This window comes from Kribbella sp. NPDC048928 (assembly GCF_043197975.1).
GTDB lineage: Bacteria > Actinomycetota > Actinomycetes > Propionibacteriales > Kribbellaceae > Kribbella.
In genome coordinates this window covers 1,170,644-1,192,616 of sequence record NZ_JBICUC010000002.1, presented here as the reverse complement: position 1 = coordinate 1,192,616, position 21,973 = coordinate 1,170,644, and the positions used below count along the sequence as shown (strand labels likewise).

Genomic DNA, 21,973 nt, shown 5'->3' with positions numbered 1-21,973 from the left:
CTCAGGACTCCTGCACTAGGTGGGACTCAGGTGAAACGGTAGCTGGCTGGTGGGAGGCCATCAGATGGGCCACCAGCAGTGGTACGGCGAAGCCGGCCATGATCGCGGGCAGGGCGACACCGGCGTCGTTCAGCAGCATGCCGACCAGACCGCACGTCGACAGGGCGATCAGGGTCGGGCGGATCATCGGAAGACTCGCGTAGAACTCGCGGTACGTCTTCGACGGGACGCGGTCCGGGAACACGGTGGCGGCCATGCAGAACAGGACGGCGACCAGCATCACCCAGCCGGCCGGACCGCTGAAGAACTGGACAGCCATCTGCAGCTTGCGGATGAAGACGTCACCGACCTGTCCGTCCAGGACGCGCGCTACGAACGTCCCGAAGTGGCTGCGCTGCTCCGGCGGCCGCAGGTAGTCGAGGAACGCGACCGCGGAGACAGCCAGCACCCCCGCCACACCCACAGCGATCAGGGCGCGCAGTGAGATGCTCCCCCGCCACGTCAGCCAAGCCATGAGCAGCACAGCCGGCACGAGAGCGATGATGCCGCCGAAGTCGGTTCCCCAGCCTGGTGTGCCGTCCACAACGATGGCCGCACCACCAATGACCAGCACGGCGATCGCCGCCTGGACCCTGCTCTTGTTGAGAAGCTTCTGCGCGGCCCAGCCGGCTGTCACTAGCGCCCCGACCGCCAGTGTCGCGAAGGTCGAGTTGCCGAAGCCGTAGAACCGTCCACCGATCACAGGTCCGTCCGCGTACATGCTGCCGACCTGCATGGGAGTACCGAGGACGCCGTCGACCAGCAGGAGCAGGTACGCCCCTAGTGCGAGCCCGAGGAACGCGTACCTCTTCAACAGCACCTGTGCCACGGCTGCAGACAGGACACTGATGCCGATCGTCACTGCGTACAAGGAGAAGCCGGGCGCGGGCCAGCGCCACCAGACAGTCGCTTGCGCCAGGAAGACCGCGATGTAGAACCCGCCCTGGATCAGCAACGTGAAGACCGCGGTACGGCGGGAGGCAGGCGACCGGCGGAGCAGGAACCAGAGCAGCGCGAGGACCTCAGCGCCCACGATCGTCAGGGACACCGCGAACAGCACCGGGCGTGGCCGCTCGAACCGCTGGTTGGCGTCCAGCCTGTCATCGATCACCGCGGACGCGTCGGTGTGGCGGTCGCCGGTGAAGTGGATCTGGCTCCCGTCCAGCGGTCCGGCGGTCTCGGAGCCTGCTGGGTCCACCTTGGCCGGTGTGCGGCCCTTCAGAATCGTCGCGGTGATGTCGGTCAGCTGGATCAGCCCGGGGCGCCGGGTGCTGTCACTGGTCAGCCAGCGCGGCCCGTTGTCGGGAGGCAACTGCATCGCGACCAGCGTGTGCGGCTGCGCAACCGCGTCCTCCTGGCTCACACCGACCAGCAGGACCCAGCCGCCCGCCGCGCGGGCCTGTGCGACCAGCTGTGCGACCTTCTGCCGCGCCTCGGCCCGGCCCTCGCGGACGGGCAGCGCACCGGCGTCGATGATCGCGTCACCACACTCGGGCTTCGCCAGCTGGGCAGGGTCGAACTCCGGCTGCCAGTTGGCGACCGAGCCATCAGTCTTGGCCAGTGCAACCGCAGCGCCCGGACCGAAGCCGCAGATGGGGTAGCCGGTCTGACCGAGCCGGCCGATCGGTGCACCGGTGTGGTGCTCGGCCTGCCGGTCCACGTACGTCTGCCAGCCGGCCACCTGCCCGTTCGACACCGCAGGCAGCTCAGCGCACGGCTGGTCGGCGACACTGCCCCAGGCGCGAGTACCCGCTCCGATGGTCAGCCAGCCGTCGATCGGGCAGGTGTGCGGCCCGGCCGTCTTCACCGAGATCGAGCCCACGTGCGACTGGTTGACCAGAGCGGTCAGCTCCGGCGAAACCTGCACGTCCTGCCAGGTCAGACCAGGTACGCCGATCACCACGACCTTCGCGAGCAGCCCGTCCGGCGCAGCGTCGGCCGGCGCGGTGGACCCCAGAACGGCAGATGTCGCCGCGAGCGCGACGGCGGCAGCGCGGACCAGGGTCCGCCCCGCCCTCGACCACCTCATCAGGAGGCGACGACGGCCTTCAGGACCGAGGTGAAGAAGCCCAGGCCGTCGATGGTCGGGCCGGTGAGAGTCTCGACGGCGTGCTCCGGGTGCGGCATCAGGCCGACCACGTTGCCACGCTCGTTGGTGATCCCGGCGATGTCGCGGTACGAACCGTTCGGGTTGCCGAGGTACCGGGCCACGACCCGGCCCTCACCCTCGAGCCGGTCCAGCGTCGGCTCGTCGGCGACGTACGAACCGTCCTGGTTCTTCAGCACGATGGTGATCTCGTGGTTCGCGTCGTAGTCACTGGTCCAGGCGGTGCGGTTGTTCTCGATCCGCAGCGGCTGGTCCCGGCAGACGAACTTGCGGTGGTGGTTCTTGATCAGCGCGCCCGGCAGCAGGTGCGACTCGCAGAGCACCTGGAAGCCGTTGCAGATGCCGAGCACCGGCATCCCCTGGCCGGCCTTGGCGATGATCGTCTCCATCACCGGCGCGAACCGGGAGATGGCACCGGCGCGGAGGTAGTCCCCGTACGAGAAGCCGCCGGGCAGGACGACCGCGTCCACGCCATGCAGGTCCGCGTCGCCGTGCCAGAGCGCGACCGCCTCGGCACCCGCCACCGCGGCCGCGCGCCGCGCGTCGGCGTCGTCGAGCGAACCCGGGAAGGTGACGACCCCGATCTTCACTGGTTCTCCACGTGCAGCGTGTAGTCCTCGATCACCGGGTTGGCCAGCAGGGTGTCCGCGGCCTTCCGGATCTCCGCTACGGCCTCCTCGGTCGCCTCACCGTCCAGGGTGATCTCGAAGCGCTTTCCCTGCCGGACGTCGGCCACACCAGAGAAGCCGAGCCGGCCGAACGCGCCGTGCACCGCCTTGCCCTGCGGGTCGAGGATCTCGGGCTTGAGCATGACGTCGACGACAACGCGAGCCACTGACTACTCCAGGTTCGTTGCGGGGTGACGGCTGAATCCTACCGACCCACGCCCGGAACTCCCGCATCCTGTGACTATTCACTCAGTACATACACGCGGTGTATAGTCACGGTCATGGCCACTGCGGAGCTCGTTCTCGGACTGCTGTCCGCGGGACCGGCGCACGGGTACGACGTGAAACGCGGCCACGACGCCTGGTTCCCGGACAGCCGGCCACTCGCCTTCGGGCAGGTCTACACGACCCTCGGGCGGCTGGAGCGGGACGGGCTGGTCGAGGTGGTCGACAAGACCTCCGGCGGCGGCCCGGACCGGACCGTCTACGCGCTCACCGCGAAGGGCCGCGACCACCTCACGGACTGGCTCAACGACCCCGTCCCACCGGCCTGGGGCAGTGCGGACGAGGTGCTGCGCAAGCTCGTGGCCGCGATCCGTACCGGGGGCGACGCCGCAGGCTTCCTCGCTCGCCAGCGCGCCAGCCACCTGCGCCGGATCCGGGAGCTGCGCGAGACTCCCGCCGACGAGGATCCGACCTCACCACTGGTCCGCGAGTACGTCGTGGCCCACCTGGACGCCGACCTGCGCTGGCTGGACAGCGCCATGGACCACATCTCCGAGCAGAGGGGGACTCGCTGATGAACGCCGCCTTGGAGGTCACCGACCTCGAGTACTCGTACCGCCGGAACGCCGCCCTGCGCGGCGTCAGCCTGCGACTCAAGCCGGGTGAGGTCGTGGCCGTCACAGGGGCCAGCGGCTGTGGCAAGTCCACCCTGCTGCACTGCGCCGCCGGCATCCTCGCCCCGGACGTCGGAGCTGTCCAGGTGGACGGTCAGGACCTGGCCGAGCTGCCCGACGAGCGCCGTGCGGCCCTCCGGCGTACGAAGATCGGCATTGTGCTGCAGTTCGGGCAACTCGTTCCGGACCTGCCGCTGATCGACAACGTCGCACTGCCGCTGCTACTCGGCGGCCACGAACGGGGCGAGGCGCACGTGTCCGCAATGGACTGGCTGGAGCAGGTGGGGATCGCGGAGGACGCGGAGGCAGTACCGGCAGAGCTGTCCGGCGGCCAGACGCAGCGTGCCGCGGTAGCACGCGCCCTGATCACCGGACCGTCCGTCGTACTCGCGGACGAGCCGACCGGCAGCTTGGACAGCCGGGCCGGCCAGGAGCTCCTCGACGTACTACTGAAGGCCGCCCGCTACCGGGGGTCCGCGCTGCTGATGGTGACGCACGACAACCTCGTCGCCGCGTCGGCGGACCGTGAGATCCGGCTACGCGACGGCGTCATCCAGCACGAGGTAGTGCTCTGATGACACTCGAGACGCTGGTCAAGCTGGCCCGGTCGCGCACCCCTGCGGACCGCAGCCGGGTGCAACTCGCGACTGCGTCCCTCGCGCTCAGTGGAGCCGTCCTGATCGCGGCACTGCGCATCGTCCGGCTGGGAAAGGGTGACCTGGACCAGAGCGTGTACAGCGACTACATCGCCCAGAGCGGCCTCCGGTCCGGGCTAACCGCGATCCTCGTCATCCTTGCCGTACTCATCGGCGGCCTGGCAGTCCAGGCGTTACGGCTGGGCACGGCGGCCCGCGAACGGCGCTTGACCGCACTACGGCTCGCAGGCGCCTCCAGGAAGCAGTTGCGGCAGCTGACCGTGGCCGATTCCGCCATGGCTGGTCTGGCCGGCGGCCTGCTCGCAGGGCCGGTGTACTTGCTGCTCAGCCTCCTGTTCGGCGCGCTGCCCCGGATCGCTCGGGTCCTGCCCGGCGCCGAGTTGCTGGACGCTGCTCTGTGGGTGCCGGTCGTCGTGATGACCACCGCAGCCGGTGCAGTCATCGGCAGCCTGCTCCACCGGGACGGGTCCGCCATCCGCGAGACCTCGCCGGCGGCCCAGCCTCGTACAGGCCTGATCGCGGGGCCCGTGCTGATCGCCCTCGGTCTCTACTTTGCGCAGTACCTGGGCTACATCGCGACAACCGTCCTGCTCGCAGGTGTTGCGCTGCTGTTCCTCGCGACGTCGACGATCTGGATCCGCTGGCTCGGGCGGCGGCTGCGCCGGTCCGGGGACCCGGCGAACCTGCTGGCCGGAGTCCGGTTGACCATCGACGCCCGGCCGTCCTCCCGGATCAGCGTGCTGCTGGGCTGTTGTGGTTTCCTCGTCGGCAACATGGCAAGCGGCATCGAGAACGTACTCGTCGACGAGAACCACCTGGCCTCGTCCGGGACGTTCTACAACACCGGCTACGGCCTGGCGATCGCCGGCCTGGCCATCGTCGTCCTGACCGCGATGGCGGCGTTGATCGTCGGTGTCGCGGACCAGTTGGTCGACCAGCGTCGCCAGTTCGCCAGCCTGACCGCGCTCGGCGTGGACCAGCCGTTCCTGCACAAGGTCATCCGGCGGCAGCTGACCGTCGTCGCGGCGCCTACGCTCGCTCTCGGCCTGCTGCTCGGCACCGTGATCGGCGTCAATCGGATCGCGGGCGGCGACGTCGGGTCTTTCGACCCGATGACGCTCGGTCTCGCGGCGGTCCTGACGGCGGCCGGCTGGGCCTTCGGTCACCTCGGCGGCGCGGCCGCCGGTTTCCTGCTTCGCAACCAACTGCGGGACGCACTCGATCCCGAGAATCTGAGGGCGGCGTAATGACCACCACTTCACTGCCGTCGGCCGTCCGGCCGGCCCTGCTGCTCGGGGTCCCGAACCGGGTCACGCTGATCCGGACGGTGATCGCGATGGCGGTCGCCACGTACGCGTTCCGTACCGAGCAGCTGCCGTGGCTCGTGGTCGGCTACTTCGCGTACTGGTTCGGCGACAGCCTGGACGGCTGGGTCGCCCGCCGCCGCAACGAAGAGTCGCTGTCCGGCGCGGTCTTCGACATCGTCTGCGACCGTGCCTGCTCGTTCCTGCTCGCGGCCGCATTCATGACGACGTACCCGGACACCATCGGGCCGCTGGCGATCTACCTGATCCAGTTCGGCGTGCTCGACACGATGCTGACGTTCGCGTTCCTGCTCTGGCCGTGGATCCTCAGCCCGAACTACTTCTACAAGATCGACCGGCCGATCTACCTGTGGAACTGGTCCAAGCCCGCCAAGGCGCTGAACACCGGCGCGGTGGTGATCTCGCTGATCGTCGCCGGCGAGACCGGCGCCCAGTGGCTGCCGTACACAGTCGCGATCGCCGCACTGGTGGTCAAGGTGGTCTCGTCGTACCGGCTGATCACGATCCTCTGCGGGCGCCGGGCCGCCGCTCCGGAGCCGGAGGGGGGTCCGGTGTGACCCTGGTCCCTCCCTCAACCCGGCCCGAGATCCGTGGCGATGGCCGTGATCGCGCTTAGCCTCGGAGACATGTGGGTCTGGCAACTGGTACTGGCGGTGGGCTTCGGCATCGGGTCCGCGGTCGTACCGTTCATGAACGCGGAGGCGTACGTCCTCGCGCTCGGCGCCACGAACACGCTGAACCCGGTCACCGCCGCGATCGGGGTCACGATCGGCCAGACCATCGGCAAGGTCGCGATGTTCCTCGCGGTCCGGTACCGGCCCGGCTATGCCGCCCACAAGCACAAGGAGCCGAAGGCGCTCAACCTGGACACCCGGTGGGGGCGGCTGCGGCAGCGCAACCGCGACCTCAGCAAGCGGCTGCTGGACGCGATGAGCGACAGCCGCTGGGGGTTCCCGGTCACGCTGCTGAGCGCGTTCGTCGGCGTGCCACCGCTGTACGGCGTGGCGCTGATCGGCGGCGCCTCGCGGATGCGGACGGTGGTCTTCACCGTGTCCGTACTGATCGGCCGCGGCGCCCGCTTCATCCTGCTGGCGCTCGGCGTCAGTATGTTCTAGGGCGTGAACTTCTGGCCGGTCAGTTGCTCGTAGGCGTTGATGTACGCCGAACGGGTGCGCTCGACGACCTCGTCGGACAGCGGCGGGGGCGCCTCGCCGGACGTACGGTCCCAGCCCGACTCGAACTGCAGCCAGTCCCGGATGATCTGCTTGTCGTACGACGGCTGCGGCTTGCCCGGCGCCCACTGGTCGGCCGGCCAGAACCGGCTCGAGTCCGGCGTCAGCACCTCGTCGGCGAGCACGATCGTCCCGTCCGCCCGCGCCCCGAACTCGAACTTCGTGTCGGCCAGGATGATCCCGCGCTCCTCGGCCATCGCCCGCGCCCGCGTGTACTCCACGAGCGTCGTCCGCCGGAGCGCATCCGCGATCTCGGCGCCGACGGTCGCCACCACGGCGTCGTACGACACGTTCTCGTCGTGGTTGCCGAGCTCCGCCTTGGTTGCCGGGGTGAAGATCGGCGTCTCCAGGCGGGAGCCCTCGACCAGGCCGCTCGGCAGCGGGATCCCGCACACCGCGCCGGTCGCGTTGTAGTCGAGCAGCCCGGTGCCGCTCAGGTACCCACGGGCGACACACTCCACGGGGAACATCTCGAGCCGCTCGCACACCACCGCGCGCCCGGCGACCTCGGCCGGTACGTCCGTGGAGACGATGTGGTTCGGGACATCGAGCTGCTCGAACCACCACAGGCTCATCGCGGTCAGCACCTTCCCCTTGTCGGGGATCGGTGTCTCCAGGATCCAGTCGAACGCGCTCTGCCGGTCGCTCGCGACCATCAGCAGCTCGCCGGACTCCAGCTCGTAGAGATCCCGGACCTTGCCGGAGTGGACGTGCTTCGCACCAGCAATCTCGGGCGCCTGCGGAGTAGTGGTCACGGGCCGATTGTTCCATCCGGCGCCCGGGCGCGGACCGCCAGCACTCATCAATGGCCGTTCCGGCCGCCTTCGCCGCCTCGCTGAGCGCTGGATCGGCGCATTGTTGAGTGCTGCAGATCCGGGTTCATTTCCGCCTCAAGGCCAGCAGCTTGCCACCGAGCGCGACGACAGCGTCGCGGGTCGTGGACAGGAGTCGGTTCTCGGTCTGGGCGAGGCGGCCGAGGGCGCGCGAACGCTTCACCAGCTTCGTCGTCGCCGGGCGGCGTTCGGCGTCGTACGCCATCAGCGCTGCCGGCAGGTCCTTGCCTCCCTGGACCGCACCCAGGTGCCGTCCCAGTGCGCCGGCGTCCTCGATCGCCGAGCACGCGCCGCGGCCCAGGTTCGGCGTCATCGCGTGCGCCGCGTCGCCGAGCAGCGCGATCCGCCCCCGGGCGAACGGCACCAGCGGCAGCGTCAGGTCGTACACGTCGTTGTGCAGGATCTGCTCACTGCCCGCGATCAGCTGCGGGATCGGGTCGTGCCAGCTCTCGAACACTGTCGGCTCGCTCGTCGTCCCCGGTGCCTGGTTCGCGGTGGCGTACCAGTAGAACCGGCCGTCGATCAGCCGTGCGGCGCCGAACAGTTGCCCACGGCCCCAGGTTTCACCGCCGCCGTCGTCGATGTCTACGTTTGCGATCCCTCGGTAGGCCGTGAATCCGGAGTACCGCGGGCCCTTGTACTGCGGGTACAACGCGCCACGTACTGCACTGCGGATCCCGTCCGCGGCGACCAGCAGCTCCGCGCGGAGCTCGTCGTTGACCGTCACGCCGTCCGCGTCCTGCGTCACGGTCCGTACGTCGTATCCGGTCCGGACCGTGATCGCCGGGCCGAACTCGGCCGTCAGCAGATCGTGCAACTGCGCGCGATGGATCATCACCGGCAGCTCCACGCCGAGCTCGGGCGCACCGACCATCCAACGGCCGTCGGGCCTGCGGATCCCAGCCGGCTTGGACTGCACCGACGCCTTCTCGACGCCCTTGACCCCGAGCTCCTCGAGCACGGCGACCGCGGACGGCCAGACGGAGATCCCGGCGCCCACCTCACCCAGCTCCCGGGCCCGCTCCAGCACCGTGACCTGCCATCCGCGCCGTTGCAGCGCGACAGCAGCGGCAACCCCTCCGATACCCGCTCCCACCACAATCGCCGTACTCATGATCCTGACTCTACATCTGTAGAGTACGGTTGGAAAGTGCGAAACTGTCCGGCGTGACGAAGCAGGCGCCGCGGGGCGCGGAGCGGCAGGACGCGATCGCGGACGCGGCGATCCACCTCGTGGCGACCCGTGGACTGCGCGGCCTCACGCACCGCGCCGTGGACACCGAGGCCGGTCTGCCGCCGGGTTCGACGTCGTACTACCTGCGAACGCGGAACGCTCTGCTCACCGCGTGCGTCGCCCGGATGCTCACGCGAGACGTGGCCGGCATGCCACCAGCCGGAACGAATCCGCTCGAACTGATGGTCGCGATGACGACCGGGCTCGCCCAGAACCGGCCGGACGATCTGATCGCACGGTACGAGTTGTCGTTGGAGGCGAGCCGCCGTCCCGAACTCCGGACTGCGATCGACGAAGGCGGGCGGCAGTTGCGCACCATGCTCGCGCAGTTGCTGGGCGAGCTCGACGTACCCGATCCGGAGGCTGCGGCGTGGCCGGTCGCCGCGATGATGGATGGGCTCTTGTACGACCGGGTCGCCGGCGTCGGCTCGACCCTGTCACCACCAGCCTTCGAGGCCGCCGTACGACGCTCAGTAACAGCTCTGGTCGCAGGCCTCAGAGGCGGTCAGTGACTGCTACGAAGGTGAAGTAGCAGACGCCGACCAGCATGCCGACATGGCCGAGCACTGACAGGCCGGCGCCGGATCCCCAGGCGTCGCTCTGCTTGTCTTCGGAGTGTTTACCGCCGCTCGGCAGCCAACGGGCCAGAAGCAACAGTCCGATGACGGTCAGCAACCACCAGCCGGCCAGCATCACCAGCGCGACCTCCCGATGACCGGTGGCCAAGGCAACGACCCAGCCGATCAGCGTGATGATGCCCACGATCGTGTGCAGCCGCAGCAAGATCGCGGAATACCCGTGCCGGCCGGCGCCGTGACCGGTGCCGTCGACAACAGTACTGCCGAGCCGCACACGCGTGATCAGCACGACGACCGCCCCGAGCGCGGTCAGGAACCAGGTGACGTTCGACCATTCCACGACCCGATCCTTACCCCACAAGCCCGCCCAGTGAACCCCCCACACCCTTGACACTCGTCCAAACCCACCTTGCGCGGGAAGTGTGCGGTGGGCAGGCGTGGGGACGGGCTGGATATCCGCTCGTGTTGAGGGTTCTCTGCTGGTACGAGAGCGGAGAACCCACCGCACGCGTGGATATCCGCTGCGCTTGTCGGCTGGTGGGCTGGTGGGACGGGCCGGAGGCGGCGCCCGGCGGGCCGAGTGTCCGCTCGAGGCCCGCCGGGCTGACTACTTCAGGCGAGATTCAACTCGCCCGACCTACCTCTACCAACTCCCCTACCCCGGCCCAGTCCCACTCCCCTGCCCGATTCCAGACCCGCCCTACCCAACCCCGCTCTGCCCGGTCCCGCTCTGCCCGGTCCCGTTCAGCCCGGTGCCGTTCTGGCCCGTGCCGTTCTGGCCCGTGCCGTTCTGGCCCGTCCCGTTCTGGCCGGTGCCTTGGCCCGGGAATCCGCCGCGGAAGCCGCCGCCGGGTCCGCCGAACTGGCCCTGCTGGTTGCTCGATCCGTCCCACGAGTGCCCGACCGCCATCCCGCCGAGGAACGCCAGCACCGCGAGAATCGAACCGGCCCCCGCAAGTACCAGATTCCCCGACCGCCCACGACCACCCTGCCCGGGCCCGGCCTGCCCGGGCCCCGCGGGATTCTGCGCTGGGATGGCGGGCTGACCGGGGGCAACCTGTGCGGGGGCGAGAGGCTGTTCTTGGGGGATGGGCTGTTCGGGAGTCGGCTGGTTGGCTGGGGGTTGGGTGGAGGGATTCATGGTTAGGCTCCTGTTCCGCTCGAGAGGTCGTAGATGGTGGTATTGCCGACGGTCTGGGCGGTGAAGTTTTCGCTGACCCAGGTGGAGATCTCGCTGGATGTGCCGTCGCGACCACCTGGACCGCCACCGAAGCCGCCGCTGCTGCTCCCGACGAAGTAGTGGATCTTGCCTTGGGCAACCAGCTGCTTGAACTCGTCCAGCGTCGGCGCCGTGTCAGTCCCGTTGAACCCGCCGATCGCCATGATCGGCTCACCGGAAGCGATCTGCAGCGGCGCTGCACCGTTAGCGGTCACCGCCGCGGCAGCCCAGGTGTAACCCTTCGCACCCTGCTGCAGCAGCTTCACCAACTCATCGGACACCCCGCTGATCCCGCCACCGCCAAGGAATCCACCCGTCCCACCACCGCCACCACGTCCGGTCGCAGCCCCGGTCCCCGGTTGCGTCGTGCCGGTCCCAGGCTGCGTGGTACCGGTGCCCGGCTGCTGTGTCGTACCGGTGCTGTTCTGACCTGGCATCCCGCCCATCCGACCTCCGCCGAAGCCGCCGCCAGGGCCACCATCCATCCCGCCCACACCAGACGGGCCGGCGGACGGCAGGGCGCCTGTGTGCGCCGCGCTGATCGTCGAGAGCGAGTACGCCGTCGGCCCAGCCAGTGCGCTCACCGTGAGTACAACCGCGGCGAACAGCCCAGTCCGCCGAGCCGCCGTACGATGCAGCTTCAACTCCGGCAGCAGCATCAGCAGACCAGTCGCGAGTACGCCGGTGAACAGCACCACCCACCGCAGCCACGGCTGCCACGACGGTGTCTGCTTCAACAGCGCGAAGCTCCACCCCGCAGTCAACAGGATCCCACCCGCCAGCGTTGCTCGCGGCAACCACTCGGCCCGCCGTCGCCAGAGCACCGACATCGCCGCTGCGATGACTGCACCGATCGCCGGCGCCAACGCGATCATGTAATAGCTGTGGATGATGCCCTGCATGTAGCTGAACACCAATCCGGTGACGACAAGCCACCCACCCCACAACAACGCGAACGCGCGCTTCCGATCGGTCCGCGGAGCCTTCCCAGCAGCAACCACCAGTACGACCGTCGCAATCAGGGCCGCAGGCAACAACCAAGCGATCTGCGACGCGAACTCGCCGCCGAACAACCGCTGCACGCCAGTCGAACCGCCCCACCCAGGGTTCCCGACCCCGCCCCCGACGGATCCCGTCTCATTACCGCTCAACCGGCCGAGCCCGTTGTACCCGAGCGTCAACTCGAGAATGCTGTTCGTCGACGACCCACCGATGTACGGCCGCGCCGACGCCGGCACGAGCTCCACGATCGCGACCCACCACCCGGCGCTCACGATCAGCGAGACCGTGGCAAGCGCCAGATGCAGCAGCCGCTTCCCGAGCGCGGGCTTCCCGGCCACCAGGTAAGCGATCCCGAATGCCGGCAGGATCAGGAACGCCTGCAGCATCTTCGTCAGGAACCCGAACCCGACCAGCGCACCGGCCAGCATCATCCACCGCGCTGCGTACTTGGTCGAGTCGATCGCCCGCGTCACCGCCCACGCACCGGCGCACAGCAGCAGGATCAGCAGCGCATCGGGGTTGTTGAACCGGAACATCAGTACGGCAACCGGTGTCAACGCGAGGATCGCACCCGCCAGCAGGCCGGCGTTTGCGGAGAACCACCGGCGCACCGACACGTACACGAAGCCCACACTTGCGACGCCCATCAACGCCTCGGGCACCAACATGCTCCAGCTACTGAACCCGAAGATTCGCCCGGACAGTCCCATCACCCACAACGACCCCGGGGTCTTGTCGACGGTGATGAAGCTCGACGCGTCGAAGGACCCGAAGAACCAGGCCTTCCAGCTCGTCGACCCGGCCTGTACGGCGGCCGCGTAGTACTCGTTCGCGTACCCGTTCCGGGAAAGGCCCCACAGGTAAGCGATCGCGGTCAGCGCCAGCAATCCGCCGTACAGGATCTTGTCGCGACTCAGTGTGTACGTCGTGGTCATCGTTCGGGGTCGTGGAACATCGGACAGCGTGGTCACGGGGCCTCCCGGTCTGGACTGAGGAGCGCAGGGAGCGAAGCGACCGGAGCGACGAGGGAAGACCGGGAGTCAAAGCCCCGTGACCCCCGCGCCGGAGGCGCGGCATTCAACACCGCGTCGTCATCGAACACCCACGTTTGAAAGAGGCTGAACCGGACCACCGTGGCGGCCAGGTTCGCGATGGTCAGGACGGCGACCTCCACCGCTTGGTGCGGCGTGGTCACCGCGGTGTGCAGCAGCCAGAGCGACGCAGCGGTCAGGCTCCAACCGATCCCGAACGTGACCAGGCCGCGGAGCTGATGCCGCCAGCGTCCCTCCACACCGGTCACGCCGAAGGTGATCCGCCTGTTCAGCGCGGTGTTGCCGATCGCGGTGATCAGCAGAGCCAGCAGGTTCGCCACCTGGGCCGGCAGCCCCTGGCGTAGTACGAGATAGAGCAGCGCGTACGTCGCCGTACTCAGCACGCCGATCGCACAGAACCGCAGGAGCCTTGCAGCGAAGGCGGTCCGCGGATCGAGGACCCGAGGCCGTCCGTACTGCTGCCGGACCGGCTCCAGGTCGACGCGACTGCGCATCAGCCGTGCGATCCCACGCAGGTCCTCGCCGACCGTCTTCGCGATCGCGACCCGCGAGTCCAGGTCGTCGATCCAGTCCACCGGTACTTCGTGGATCCGCAGCCCGGCCTTCTCGGCCAGCACCAGCAGCTCGGTGTCGAAGAACCAACTGGTGTCCTGCACCAACGGCAGCAACTCGCGCGCCACGTCGGCACGGATCGCCTTGAAACCGCACTGCGCATCCGAGAAGTGCGCGCTCAGTGTTGCTCGTAGCAACAGGTTGTACGAGCGCGAGATGAACTCCCGCTTCGGTCGGCGGACCACCCGCGACCCCTTCGCCAACCGGGTGCCGATGGCAACATCACTGTGCCCCGCGAGCAATGGTGCGACCAACGGAAGCAGGGCGTTCAGGTTCGTCGACAGATCGACGTCCATGTACGCGAGCACCTCGGCCCCGCTGCCGGACCAGACCTGTTTCAGCGCGCGGCCGCGCCCGGACTGCTCGAGCCGTACCACCCGGACTCCGGGCAGCTCGGCGGAAAGGATCGTGGCGATCTCATAGGTCGCGTCCGTACTTCCGTTGTCCGCGATGCAGACCTCGGCCGGAAACGGGAAAGCGGTGTCGAGAAACTCCCGCAGCCGTCTGACGTTCGGTCCGAGGTCGTTCTCCTCGTTCTTGACGGGTACGACGATCTCGACCCGAGGCTGACCTGGAATCTGCATGCCACCCAGGCTGTCCGGCCAACCTGTGCCAGCCCCTGCACACTGCTGGCAGTTCCCTGGGACTTACCGCGTGCGACGAAGCCAGAGCAGTCCGAGCACGGGGAGCACCAGCGGTACGAACCCGTAACCCTGGCCGAAGTGGGACCAGACCGTCGCGTCCGGGAAGTCGTCCGCGGCGGCGTAGCTGAAGATTCCGACGCCGATCACGCCGACGAGCTCGATCGCGATCGCCGTGGTGGCGACCTTGCGGGACACCGCGGTCGCCTTCGCCAGCGCGAACGTCGCTGCGCAGTAGATGATCGCGGCAACGGCCGACAGCAGGTACGCGATCGGCGCAGCACTGAACTTCGTGGCGATCTGTACGCCGGCCCGCGCGGTCGCGGCCAGCGCGAACACCCCGTACACGGCGATCAGGATCCGCCCCGGCCCGTGCTTGGTGGCTGCCGGATCCGTCATCAGGCCGTCCACACTTGGTGCAGCCGGAGCTCGAGGATCGGCACCACCAGGCACGCGATCGCCAGCGCACCGGCACCCCAGCGGCTGCTCTCGGCCAGCGCCCAGAAGGCACCCGCCGGCAGGATGACCAGAGCACCGATCAGGTACCCGATGAAGAACGGCCCGGACACATCGCGATCGGTGCCGGCGTACTGCGCGATACCGACGATCAGCTGCGCGATCAGCCCGACCTCGATGACGCCCAGTACTCCGAGCACCGTCCAGTCGATCCGCTTGTTCCGCGCGGCCAGCACGACGGCGTACACCATCGCGGCCAGCGACAGTGCGACGAGCACCCAGGTGAGTGGCGTGAACACGGACTAGAGGATGTCACCCGGCGTGTACGCGGCCGCCTCGGGGTGGCGCTTGGCGAGCTCGTCGATCTTCGCGACGACCGTACCGACCTGGGCCACGGCCGCACCGGTGAACGACAGCGGCTCACCGACGATGCCGACGATCTGCTCCTCGCTGAGACCCAGGCGACCGTCGGCGCCGAGGCGGTGGAACAGGTCGTTCGCAGCCAGGCCCTTGCGCAGGTCGAGCGCGGTGGCGACCGCGTGCTCCTTGATCACCTCGTGCGCGGTCTCGCGGCCGACGCCGTTCTTCACCGCGGCCATCAGTACCTTGGTCGTGGTCAGGAACGGCAGGTACCGCTCGAGCTCCCGCGACACCACGGCCGGGTAGACCCCGAACTCGTCCAGCACGGTGAGGAACGTCTCGAACAGGCCGTCCAGCGCGAAGAACGCGTCCGGCAGCGCAACCCGGCGTACGACCGAGCAGAAGACGTCGCCCTCGTTCCACTGGTTGCCCGCGAGCTCACCGGCCATCGACGCGTACCCGCGGAGGATGACCGCGAGGCCGTTGACGCGCTCACACGACCGGGTGTTCATCTTGTGCGGCATCGCCGAGGACCCGACCTGGCCCTCCTTGAAACCCTCGGTGACGAGCTCGTGCCCGGCCATCAGCCGGATCGTGGTCGCCAGGCTGGACGGACCGGCGGCCAGCTGCACCAGGGCGGAAACCACCTCGTAGTCCAGCGACCGCGGGTACACCTGGCCGACGCTCGTCAGTGTGTGGCTGAACCCGAGATGCTGGGCGATGTCGTGCTCCAGCGTCTCCAGCTTGGCCGGATCGCCGCCGAACAGGTCGAGCATGTCCTGCGAGGTCCCCACCGGGCCCTTGATGCCGCGCAGCGGGTACCGCTCGATGAGCTCCTCCATCCGGGCGACCGCGACGAGCAGCTCGTCCGCCGCGGACGCGAACCGCTTGCCCAGCGTGGTCGCCTGGGCCGCCACGTTGTGCGAACGGCCGGTCAGCACCAGCGCGGCGTGCTCGGCAGCCAGCTGGCCGAGCCGTACGGCGGTGGCCACCGCACGGTCGCGCACCAGCTCCAGGCCGGCGCGGATCTGGAGCTGCTCGACGTTCTCGGTGAGGTCGCGGCTCGTCATCCCCTTGTGGATGTGCTCGTGCCCGGCGAGCGCACTGAACTCCTCGATGCGCGCCTTCACGTCGTGCCGCGTGACCCGCTCGCGGTTCGCGATCGAGGCCAGGTCGACCTGGTCGATGACCCGCTCGTAGTCCTCGACGACGCCGTCCGGAACCGCGACCCCGAGCGCGCTCTGCGCCTTCAGGACCGCGACCCAGAGCTTCCGCTCGAGCACGATCTTGTGCTCCGGCGACCACAGCTCGGCCATCGACAGACTGGCGTACCGCGCCGCGAGAACGTTGGGGATCCGGGGTTTGCTCACACCCCATTCTCCCAGAGTCTCAACGAGCCACGACCAGCAGGCGGGACCATCACCGGTCCGCGAGCTGCTCGCGGACCCAGTGCGGGCTCGGATTCACTCGCGTCTCGCCGCCTGCGACGACCGTGGGCACTGTCTCGTTGCCGTCCGCGACTGCGCGTACGGCCGCCGCTGCCTCGGGGTCGGTCCAGATGTTGACCCAGGATGCCCGGCGGGCCGAGCCGAACAGGCTGAATCGCAGCCGCAGGCAGAACTGGCATCCCGGACGCCAGTAGACGATCGGCTTCCCGGCGCGCGCGGCGTCCGCGGCGCTCACCGACCGCGGAAACGCCAACGGCGAGATCAGCCCCGCCAGCACGGCGAGGAGCAGGAACTGCAGCACGGCGCCCACCGTGGCGCCGCCTGACCACGAAATCCCCGCGACCAGGGCTCCAGCGGCAAGCACGACCAGAGCGGATCCCCAACTTCGCAACACAACTGCCATCAAATCAGACGGTCGATCTGACCTGATCCGTGGTCACCATGGCTGCATGGAGAGACTGACGACGTACGAGGCCGCGTGGCTGGCGGGCGGTGCCGAGCGTGCCGCGTTGGCCATCTTCGTGGCGCTGGCCGTCGACGGCCGGCTGGAGGTCGCGCACCGGCGTCAGCGGATCAAGGTCGTGCGGACCGAATCGACGTACCCGGTCGAGGCTGCAGCGCTCGAGCTGGTCCCCGAGAGCGGGCTCGCGGTGCCGGACTTCCTCCGGCGGATCGCCGCCAGCCCGGCGGTCGCCGACCTCGGCGCGGCGGTCCTCGCGAAGGGTCAGCTCCGGTTCCTCCGCCGGCTCAGCCCGACGTACCGCGACCTGATCAAACATCCCGGTACGGGCGTGCGGCGGGTGGCGGTGCTCGGCGTACCGGGGATCGAGGACGAACGCCTGCGGGAGATGCTGGCGCATCCACTGCCCCCGATGCCGAAGATCGACCCGATGAACCCGGTCCGCGACAACACCATCGACGGCACGATCGGCCCCTCCGAGGGGACTTGGACGGGCGGCCAGCCGTAGGGCGCGTCAGACGGTGATCTCGCCGCGCTCTGCCTTGAGGGCGATGTCGGTACGGTGCTGGGAGCCCTTGATCCGGATCTGACCGACCGCCGCGTACGCACGCTGCCGCGCCTCGGCGAGGTCCTTGCCGACCGCGCTCACCGCGAGCACCCGGCCACCGGACGTGACCAGCTCGTCGTCGTCGAGCGCCGTCCCCGCATGGAAGACGCGGACGTCGTCGTTCTCCGCCTGGTCGATCCCGGCGATCGCGTCGCCCTTGCGCGGGCTGGCCGGGTACTTCTTGGCGGCGACCACGACGGCGACCGCGGACGCGTTCCGCCAGCTCAGGTCGCCCTGGTCGGCGAGCTTCCCGGTCGCGGCGGCGTACAGCAGGCCGCCGAGCGGAGTCTTCAGCATCGGCAGCAGCGCCTGCGTTTCCGGGTCTCCGAAGCGGCAGTTGAACTCGATCACCCGGACGCCACGCGACGTCAGCGCGAGACCGGCGTACAGCAGGCCGTTGAACGGCGTACCGCGATGGCGGAGCTCGTCGACGGTCGGCTGCAGGACCTTCTCGGTGATCTCGGCAACCAGATCGTCCGGTGCCCAGGGCAACGGTGTGTAGGCGCCCATGCCGCCGGTGTTCGGGCCCTCGTCGTTGTCCGCGAGCCGCTTGAAGTCCTGTGCGGGCTGCATCGGCAGCACCGTCGTACCGTCGGTGATCGCGAACAGCGAGACCTCGGGCCCGTCCAGGAACTCCTCGATCAGCACCTGCTCGCACTCGCCCGCGTGTGCCAGCGCCTCCTCGCGGTCGGACGTCACCACAACGCCCTTGCCCGCGGCGAGCCCGTCATCCTTCACGACGTACGGCGGACCGAACGCGTCGATCGCCGTCGCGGCCTCGGACGGCGTGGTGCATACGTATGCACGGCCGGTCGGTACGCTCGCCGCGGCCATCACGTCCTTCGCGAACGCCTTCGATCCCTCGATCTGCGCGGCCTCCCGGGACGGCCCGAAGACCGCGATCCCGGCGTCCCGCAGCGGATCCGCGAGGCCGGCCACGAGTGGCGCCTCGGGTCCGACCACGACCAGGTCGGCGTCCAGTTCGCGGGCCAGCGCGACGACCGCGTCGTGGTCCGAGATGTCCACCGAACGGCAAACGATCGTTTGCCCGTCGTACGCCGGGCGCAACGCCGCGATGCCAGGGTTGCCCGGGGCGGCCACCACCTGCTCGACCTCCGGGTCCTGGGCCAGCGCCCAGGCCAAAGCGTGCTCGCGGCCGCCAGAGCCGATCACCAAGACCTTCACGGGCGCTCAGCCTAGCGTGCCCGATGGTTGGGGGACCTCAGGCGGTGCATACTGCGCCAATACTGGAGGTAAGCGATTGACTACATCAAGCGTAACGGGGCGCCGCCGCCCGACCCCGGCGTCCCTGCTGTCCTGGCTGTTGCTGGTGCCGTGCCTCGTGGTGTTCGCGCTGTTCATCGTCTGGCCGCTCGGTAAGTCCGTCTCGCTGTCGCTGCACGGCTCCGACCTGTTCGGCCGGCCGGACGCGTACGTCGGACTGCAGCACTACAAGGACATGCTCGGCTCCGGCGAGTTCCGGCACATCCTGTGGGTGACGTTCGCGTTCGTCCTGCTCACCGTGATCCCCGGCGTGCTCGGCGGCCTGGTGATCGTCCTGCTGCTCGAGCAGCACATCAAGGGGATCCGGATCTTCCGGACCGCGTTCGCGCTGCCGTTCGCGTTCTCGGTCGCCAGCGCGTCGGTGATCTTCGCGACCATCTACAACCCGGCGATCGGGCTGGCGAACGGCTTGCTCGGCCGGTTCGGCGTGGACCGGATCGGCTGGCTCACCGACCCGTCCTGGGCGCTGATCAGCGTCGCGATCACCACGGTCTGGATGAGCATCGGGTACAACGTGCTCGTCCTGTCCGCGGGCATCGGCGCGATCCCGGCCGAGATCAACGAGGCCGCGACCCTGGACGGCGCGGGCGGCTTCCGCGCCTCCCGGTACATCACGATCCCGATGCTCGGCCCGCAGTTGTTCTTCCTGGTCGTGATCTCCACGATCCAGTCCCTGCAGGGCTTCGGGCAGATCAAGATCCTGACGCCGGAGGGCGGCCCCGAGCAGTCCACCAGGACGCTCGTCTACTCGATCTACCACACCGCCTTCGCGAACAACGCCAGCGACTTCGGCGCCGCGTCCGCCCAGGCGATCGTGCTGCTGGTGATCCTGCTGCTCTGCACGGCGATCCAGTTCGGCGTCCTGGAGAGGCGGGTGCACTACAAGTGAGATCTCTTTCCGCCGGCCGGGTGGTCACGTACGTCGTACTGATCGGTGCTGCGCTGCTCGTGATCTTCCCGGTGTACTACGTGATCGCGGGGTCGGTCATGTCGCCGGGCCAGATCTCGTCGTACCCGCCGGACCTGTTCCCGCACGGGTTCTTCACGGGCAACTACAAGGGCGCGTCCTCGTCCGGGACGCCGATCGGGCAGCAGTACCTGAACTCGATCCTGCAGACGTCGATCATCACCGTCTCGCAGCTGATCACCAGCGTGCTCGCGGCCTATGCATTCGTATTCATGAAGATGTGGGGCCGTACGGTCCTGTTCGGGCTCTTCCTGGCCACGCTGATGGTGCCGTGGGAGTCGATCGTGCTGCCGAACTACCTGACCATCACCGGCTGGTCGCTCGGCGGCGAGCGGCTGACGGCGTCGTACGCCGGCACGATGATCGCCCTCGTGCTGCCGTTCCTGGCGAACGCGTTCGGGGTGTTCCTGCTCCGCCAGTCGTTCCTGCAGTTCCCGATCGAACTGCGCGACGCGGCAACGATCGACGGCGCCGGGCACTGGCGGTTCCTGAGCCGGATCCTGCTGCCGCTGAACAAGCCGGCCCTGATGGCGGTCGGCCTGTACGTGTTCCTGTCCGCCTGGAACCAGTTCTTCTGGCCGCTGCTGATCGGCGACTCGGCGTCCCGCCGGACGCTGCAGATCGGGATCAGCCAGCTCAACGACGCGGAGGCCGCCGACCCGGGACTCATCCTGGCCGGCGTCACGCTGTCCATCCTGCCCACGTTGGCCATCGTGATCTTCGGCCAGCGCTTCATCGTCCGCGGGCTGACCGCGGGTGCAATTCGCTGAGAAAGGTTGTGCACATGCGTTCCGTTCGACGTACGACGGCTGCCGCCGCACTGCTGGCGGTGCTGGCTCTGGTCGCCGCCGGCTGCGGTGGCAGTTCCAACGATTCCAAGGACTCGGGCAGCGGCGGGCAGGACGCCCCCGACGCCGGCGCGCTCGACAAGGCGAGCGGCGTCACCAAGATCACCTTCTGGCACGGCATGAAGGGCGCCAACGGCACCGCCGTCGACAAGCTCGTGAAGGCGTTCAACGACGCCCACAAGGGCAAGATCGAGGTCACGGCCGTCTACCAGGGCGACTACGACGAGACGATCACGAAGTACAAGACCTCGGTGCAGCAGGGCAACACGCCTTCTGTCGTACAGATCTACGACATCGGGTCGCGGTTCATGATCGACTCCAAGCAGACCGTTCCGGTGCAGAAGTTCGCCGACAAGGACGGCTACTCGCTGGACTCGATCGAGCCGAACATCGCGAACTACTACTCGATCGACAACAAGTTGAACTCGATGCCGTTCAACACGTCGATGCCGTTGCTGTACATCAACAAGGAAGCGTTCGTGAAGGCCGGGCTGGACCCGAACAAGCCGCCGACGAACCTCGACGAGATCATGGCGGACGCGAAGAAGCTGACCGTCAAGCAGGGCGGGAAGACCGTGCAGTACGGCTTCAACGCCGCGATCTACGGGTGGTTCCTGGAGCAGCTGATCGCGCAGTCCGGTACGACATACTGCGACAACGACAACGGCCGCAAGGACCTCGCGTCGAAGGTGAACTTCGACGACGAGCAGGGCGTGAAGGTCGCGACCTGGTACCAGCAGATGGTCAAGCAGGGCCTGATGCCGAACACCGGCAAGAAGACCGACGACGCGCAGGCCGTCTTCAAGTCCGGTACGTCGGCGATGCACCTGGAGTCGACCGGCTCGCTGCGCGGCTACCTGGACGCGGCGAAGGGCAAGTTCACCGTACTGACCGCGCCGTTCCCGCACCTGTCCGCGTCCGACAACGGCGGCGGCCCGATCATCGGCGGCGCCTCGCTGTGGATCGACGGCCCCGGCCACTCCGACGCCGAGAAGCGCGCCTCGTGGGAGTTCGTGAAGTTCGCGTCGACCCCGGACCAGCAGGCCGCCTGGCACACCGGCACCGGCTACTTCCCGATCAACTCCAAGGCCCTCGACGAGCCCGCCGACAAGGCCTGGGTCGCGCAGTACCCGCAGTTCACCACCGCGATCACCCAACTCCACAACACCAAGCCCACCAACGCCTCCTCCGGCTGCATCCTCGGCGTCATGCCCCAGGCCCGCAAGGCCTCCGAAGACGGCATCGAAAAAGCAGTCCTGGGCACCGACCCAGCCACCGCCATGAAGGCAGCCGCCGAGTCAATCAAGCCCCAGATCGACCAGTACAACAAAACAGTCAAAAAGTAGCCGTTCGCCCGACGACCGGCCCGCGGACAAGCGACCCACCATCTCAGCGGTCAACCTTCGAGATGGTGGGTCTGCCCCCGGCATGTCACCAGGCCGACCC

Annotated in this window: 24 protein-coding genes; 10 read left to right on the top strand and 14 right to left on the bottom strand. The window is 68.5% G+C overall.

The genetic code is table 11. The annotated features are described in order from the left end of the window. Position 1: 1 nt before the first annotated feature. Genes ACGFI6_RS12745 through purS form a run of 3 tightly spaced genes read right to left on the bottom strand, consistent with a single transcriptional unit; the run spans position 2 to position 2,981 of the window. A complete protein-coding gene (locus ACGFI6_RS12745; protein ID WP_393117841.1) occupies positions 2-2,068 on the bottom strand; it encodes a hypothetical protein in 2,067 nt (688 codons plus the stop codon). Further along, complete coding sequence (gene purQ, locus ACGFI6_RS12740; protein WP_393117839.1) at positions 2,068-2,736, bottom strand: phosphoribosylformylglycinamidine synthase subunit PurQ; 669 nt, start codon at positions 2,734-2,736, stop codon at positions 2,068-2,070. Before purQ ends, ACGFI6_RS12745 begins: the two co-directional genes overlap by 1 nt. Then, positions 2,733-2,981: a phosphoribosylformylglycinamidine synthase subunit PurS gene (gene purS, locus ACGFI6_RS12735; RefSeq protein ID WP_393117837.1), complete on the bottom strand. Its 249-nt coding sequence runs from the start codon at positions 2,979-2,981 to the stop codon at positions 2,733-2,735. The genes purQ and purS overlap by 4 nt, the downstream gene beginning before the upstream one ends. Positions 2,982-3,095: 114 nt before the next feature. Between purS and ACGFI6_RS12730 the strand changes: the two genes are divergently transcribed. The 5 genes from ACGFI6_RS12730 to ACGFI6_RS12710 all read left to right on the top strand — a co-directional run bounded on the left by ACGFI6_RS12730 (position 3,096) and on the right by ACGFI6_RS12710 (position 6,809). Further along, a complete protein-coding gene (locus tag ACGFI6_RS12730; RefSeq protein WP_393117835.1) occupies positions 3,096-3,614 on the top strand; it encodes a helix-turn-helix transcriptional regulator in 519 nt (172 codons plus the stop codon). After that, positions 3,614-4,288, top strand: a complete 675-nt coding sequence (locus ACGFI6_RS12725) for an ABC transporter ATP-binding protein (RefSeq protein WP_393117833.1) — start codon at positions 3,614-3,616, stop codon at positions 4,286-4,288. Before ACGFI6_RS12730 ends, ACGFI6_RS12725 begins: the two co-directional genes overlap by 1 nt. Then, the gene (locus ACGFI6_RS12720) at positions 4,288-5,616 is read left to right on the top strand and encodes a hypothetical protein (RefSeq protein WP_393117831.1); all 1,329 of its coding nucleotides are present in this window, start codon (positions 4,288-4,290) and stop codon (positions 5,614-5,616) included. Before ACGFI6_RS12725 ends, ACGFI6_RS12720 begins: the two co-directional genes overlap by 1 nt. After that, positions 5,616-6,251 (top strand): CDP-alcohol phosphatidyltransferase family protein, encoded by a 636-nt coding sequence (locus ACGFI6_RS12715; protein ID WP_393117829.1) that lies wholly within the window; start codon positions 5,616-5,618, stop codon positions 6,249-6,251. Before ACGFI6_RS12720 ends, ACGFI6_RS12715 begins: the two co-directional genes overlap by 1 nt. Positions 6,252-6,320: 69 nt before the next feature. Then, positions 6,321-6,809: a hypothetical protein gene (locus tag ACGFI6_RS12710; RefSeq protein ID WP_393117828.1), complete on the top strand. Its 489-nt coding sequence runs from the start codon at positions 6,321-6,323 to the stop codon at positions 6,807-6,809. Here the strand turns inward: ACGFI6_RS12710 and ACGFI6_RS12705 are convergent. Then, positions 6,806-7,681, bottom strand: coding sequence for a phosphoribosylaminoimidazolesuccinocarboxamide synthase (locus ACGFI6_RS12705; RefSeq protein ID WP_393117827.1), 876 nt, complete (start codon positions 7,679-7,681; stop codon positions 6,806-6,808). The two genes, ACGFI6_RS12710 and ACGFI6_RS12705, sit on opposite strands and share 4 nt — an antisense overlap. 124 nt (positions 7,682-7,805) lie before the next feature. Then, positions 7,806-8,873, bottom strand: a complete 1,068-nt coding sequence (locus ACGFI6_RS12700) for an FAD-dependent oxidoreductase (protein WP_393117826.1) — start codon at positions 8,871-8,873, stop codon at positions 7,806-7,808. A 53-nt stretch (positions 8,874-8,926) separates the two neighbouring features. Between ACGFI6_RS12700 and ACGFI6_RS12695 the strand changes: the two genes are divergently transcribed. Further along, positions 8,927-9,505 (top strand): TetR/AcrR family transcriptional regulator, encoded by a 579-nt coding sequence (locus ACGFI6_RS12695; protein ID WP_393117824.1) that lies wholly within the window; start codon positions 8,927-8,929, stop codon positions 9,503-9,505. On the opposite strand, the gene ACGFI6_RS12690 is transcribed toward ACGFI6_RS12695, so the two are convergent. From ACGFI6_RS12690 to ACGFI6_RS12655, 8 genes are all read right to left on the bottom strand, one after another. Then, positions 9,489-9,911, bottom strand: coding sequence for a hypothetical protein (locus ACGFI6_RS12690; RefSeq protein WP_393117822.1), 423 nt, complete (start codon positions 9,909-9,911; stop codon positions 9,489-9,491). The genes ACGFI6_RS12695 and ACGFI6_RS12690 overlap by 17 nt on opposite strands. 360 nt (positions 9,912-10,271) lie before the next feature. Then, positions 10,272-10,502, bottom strand: a complete 231-nt coding sequence (locus ACGFI6_RS12685; RefSeq protein ID WP_393117820.1) for a hypothetical protein — start codon at positions 10,500-10,502, stop codon at positions 10,272-10,274. A 212-nt stretch (positions 10,503-10,714) separates the two neighbouring features. Beyond that, positions 10,715-12,727 carry a glycosyltransferase family 39 protein gene (locus ACGFI6_RS12680; protein ID WP_393117819.1) on the bottom strand — a complete coding sequence of 671 codons (2,013 nt, stop codon included), beginning with the start codon at positions 12,725-12,727 and terminating at the stop codon, positions 10,715-10,717. A 32-nt stretch (positions 12,728-12,759) separates the two neighbouring features. Then, entirely contained in the window at positions 12,760-14,040 is a 1,281-nt protein-coding gene (locus ACGFI6_RS12675; protein WP_393117817.1) for a glycosyltransferase, read from the bottom strand. Positions 14,041-14,103: 63 nt separating this feature from the next. After that, complete coding sequence (locus ACGFI6_RS12670) at positions 14,104-14,496, bottom strand: hypothetical protein (protein WP_393117815.1); 393 nt, start codon at positions 14,494-14,496, stop codon at positions 14,104-14,106. Next, on the bottom strand, positions 14,496-14,852 hold the full coding sequence (locus tag ACGFI6_RS12665; RefSeq protein ID WP_393117813.1) for a hypothetical protein: 357 nt from the start codon (positions 14,850-14,852) through the stop codon (positions 14,496-14,498). The genes ACGFI6_RS12670 and ACGFI6_RS12665 overlap by 1 nt, the downstream gene beginning before the upstream one ends. Positions 14,853-14,855: 3 nt before the next feature. Continuing rightward, positions 14,856-16,283 (bottom strand): adenylosuccinate lyase, encoded by a 1,428-nt coding sequence (gene purB / locus ACGFI6_RS12660; RefSeq protein WP_393117811.1) that lies wholly within the window; start codon positions 16,281-16,283, stop codon positions 14,856-14,858. Positions 16,284-16,332: 49 nt separating this feature from the next. Beyond that, positions 16,333-16,764 (bottom strand): glutaredoxin domain-containing protein, encoded by a 432-nt coding sequence (locus ACGFI6_RS12655; RefSeq protein WP_393117809.1) that lies wholly within the window; start codon positions 16,762-16,764, stop codon positions 16,333-16,335. A gap of 46 nt (positions 16,765-16,810) precedes the next feature. On the opposite strand from ACGFI6_RS12655, the gene ACGFI6_RS12650 reads away from it, so the two are divergent. Next, complete coding sequence (locus ACGFI6_RS12650) at positions 16,811-17,329, top strand: TIGR04222 domain-containing membrane protein (protein ID WP_393117808.1); 519 nt, start codon at positions 16,811-16,813, stop codon at positions 17,327-17,329. Positions 17,330-17,335: 6 nt separating this feature from the next. On the opposite strand, the gene purD is transcribed toward ACGFI6_RS12650, so the two are convergent. Continuing rightward, positions 17,336-18,613, bottom strand: coding sequence for a phosphoribosylamine--glycine ligase (gene purD, locus ACGFI6_RS12645; protein ID WP_393117806.1), 1,278 nt, complete (start codon positions 18,611-18,613; stop codon positions 17,336-17,338). A 76-nt stretch (positions 18,614-18,689) separates the two neighbouring features. On the opposite strand from purD, the gene ACGFI6_RS12640 reads away from it, so the two are divergent. From ACGFI6_RS12640 to ACGFI6_RS12630, 3 genes are read left to right on the top strand one after another with little or no spacing between them, the layout of a single operon-like run. Next, entirely contained in the window at positions 18,690-19,601 is a 912-nt protein-coding gene (locus ACGFI6_RS12640) for a carbohydrate ABC transporter permease (RefSeq protein ID WP_393117804.1), read from the top strand. Next, entirely contained in the window at positions 19,598-20,449 is an 852-nt protein-coding gene (locus ACGFI6_RS12635; RefSeq protein ID WP_393117802.1) for a carbohydrate ABC transporter permease, read from the top strand. The genes ACGFI6_RS12640 and ACGFI6_RS12635 overlap by 4 nt, the downstream gene beginning before the upstream one ends. A 14-nt stretch (positions 20,450-20,463) precedes the next feature. After that, positions 20,464-21,873 carry an ABC transporter substrate-binding protein gene (locus ACGFI6_RS12630; RefSeq protein ID WP_393117801.1) on the top strand — a complete coding sequence of 470 codons (1,410 nt, stop codon included), beginning with the start codon at positions 20,464-20,466 and terminating at the stop codon, positions 21,871-21,873. Positions 21,874-21,973: the final 100 nt, after the last annotated feature.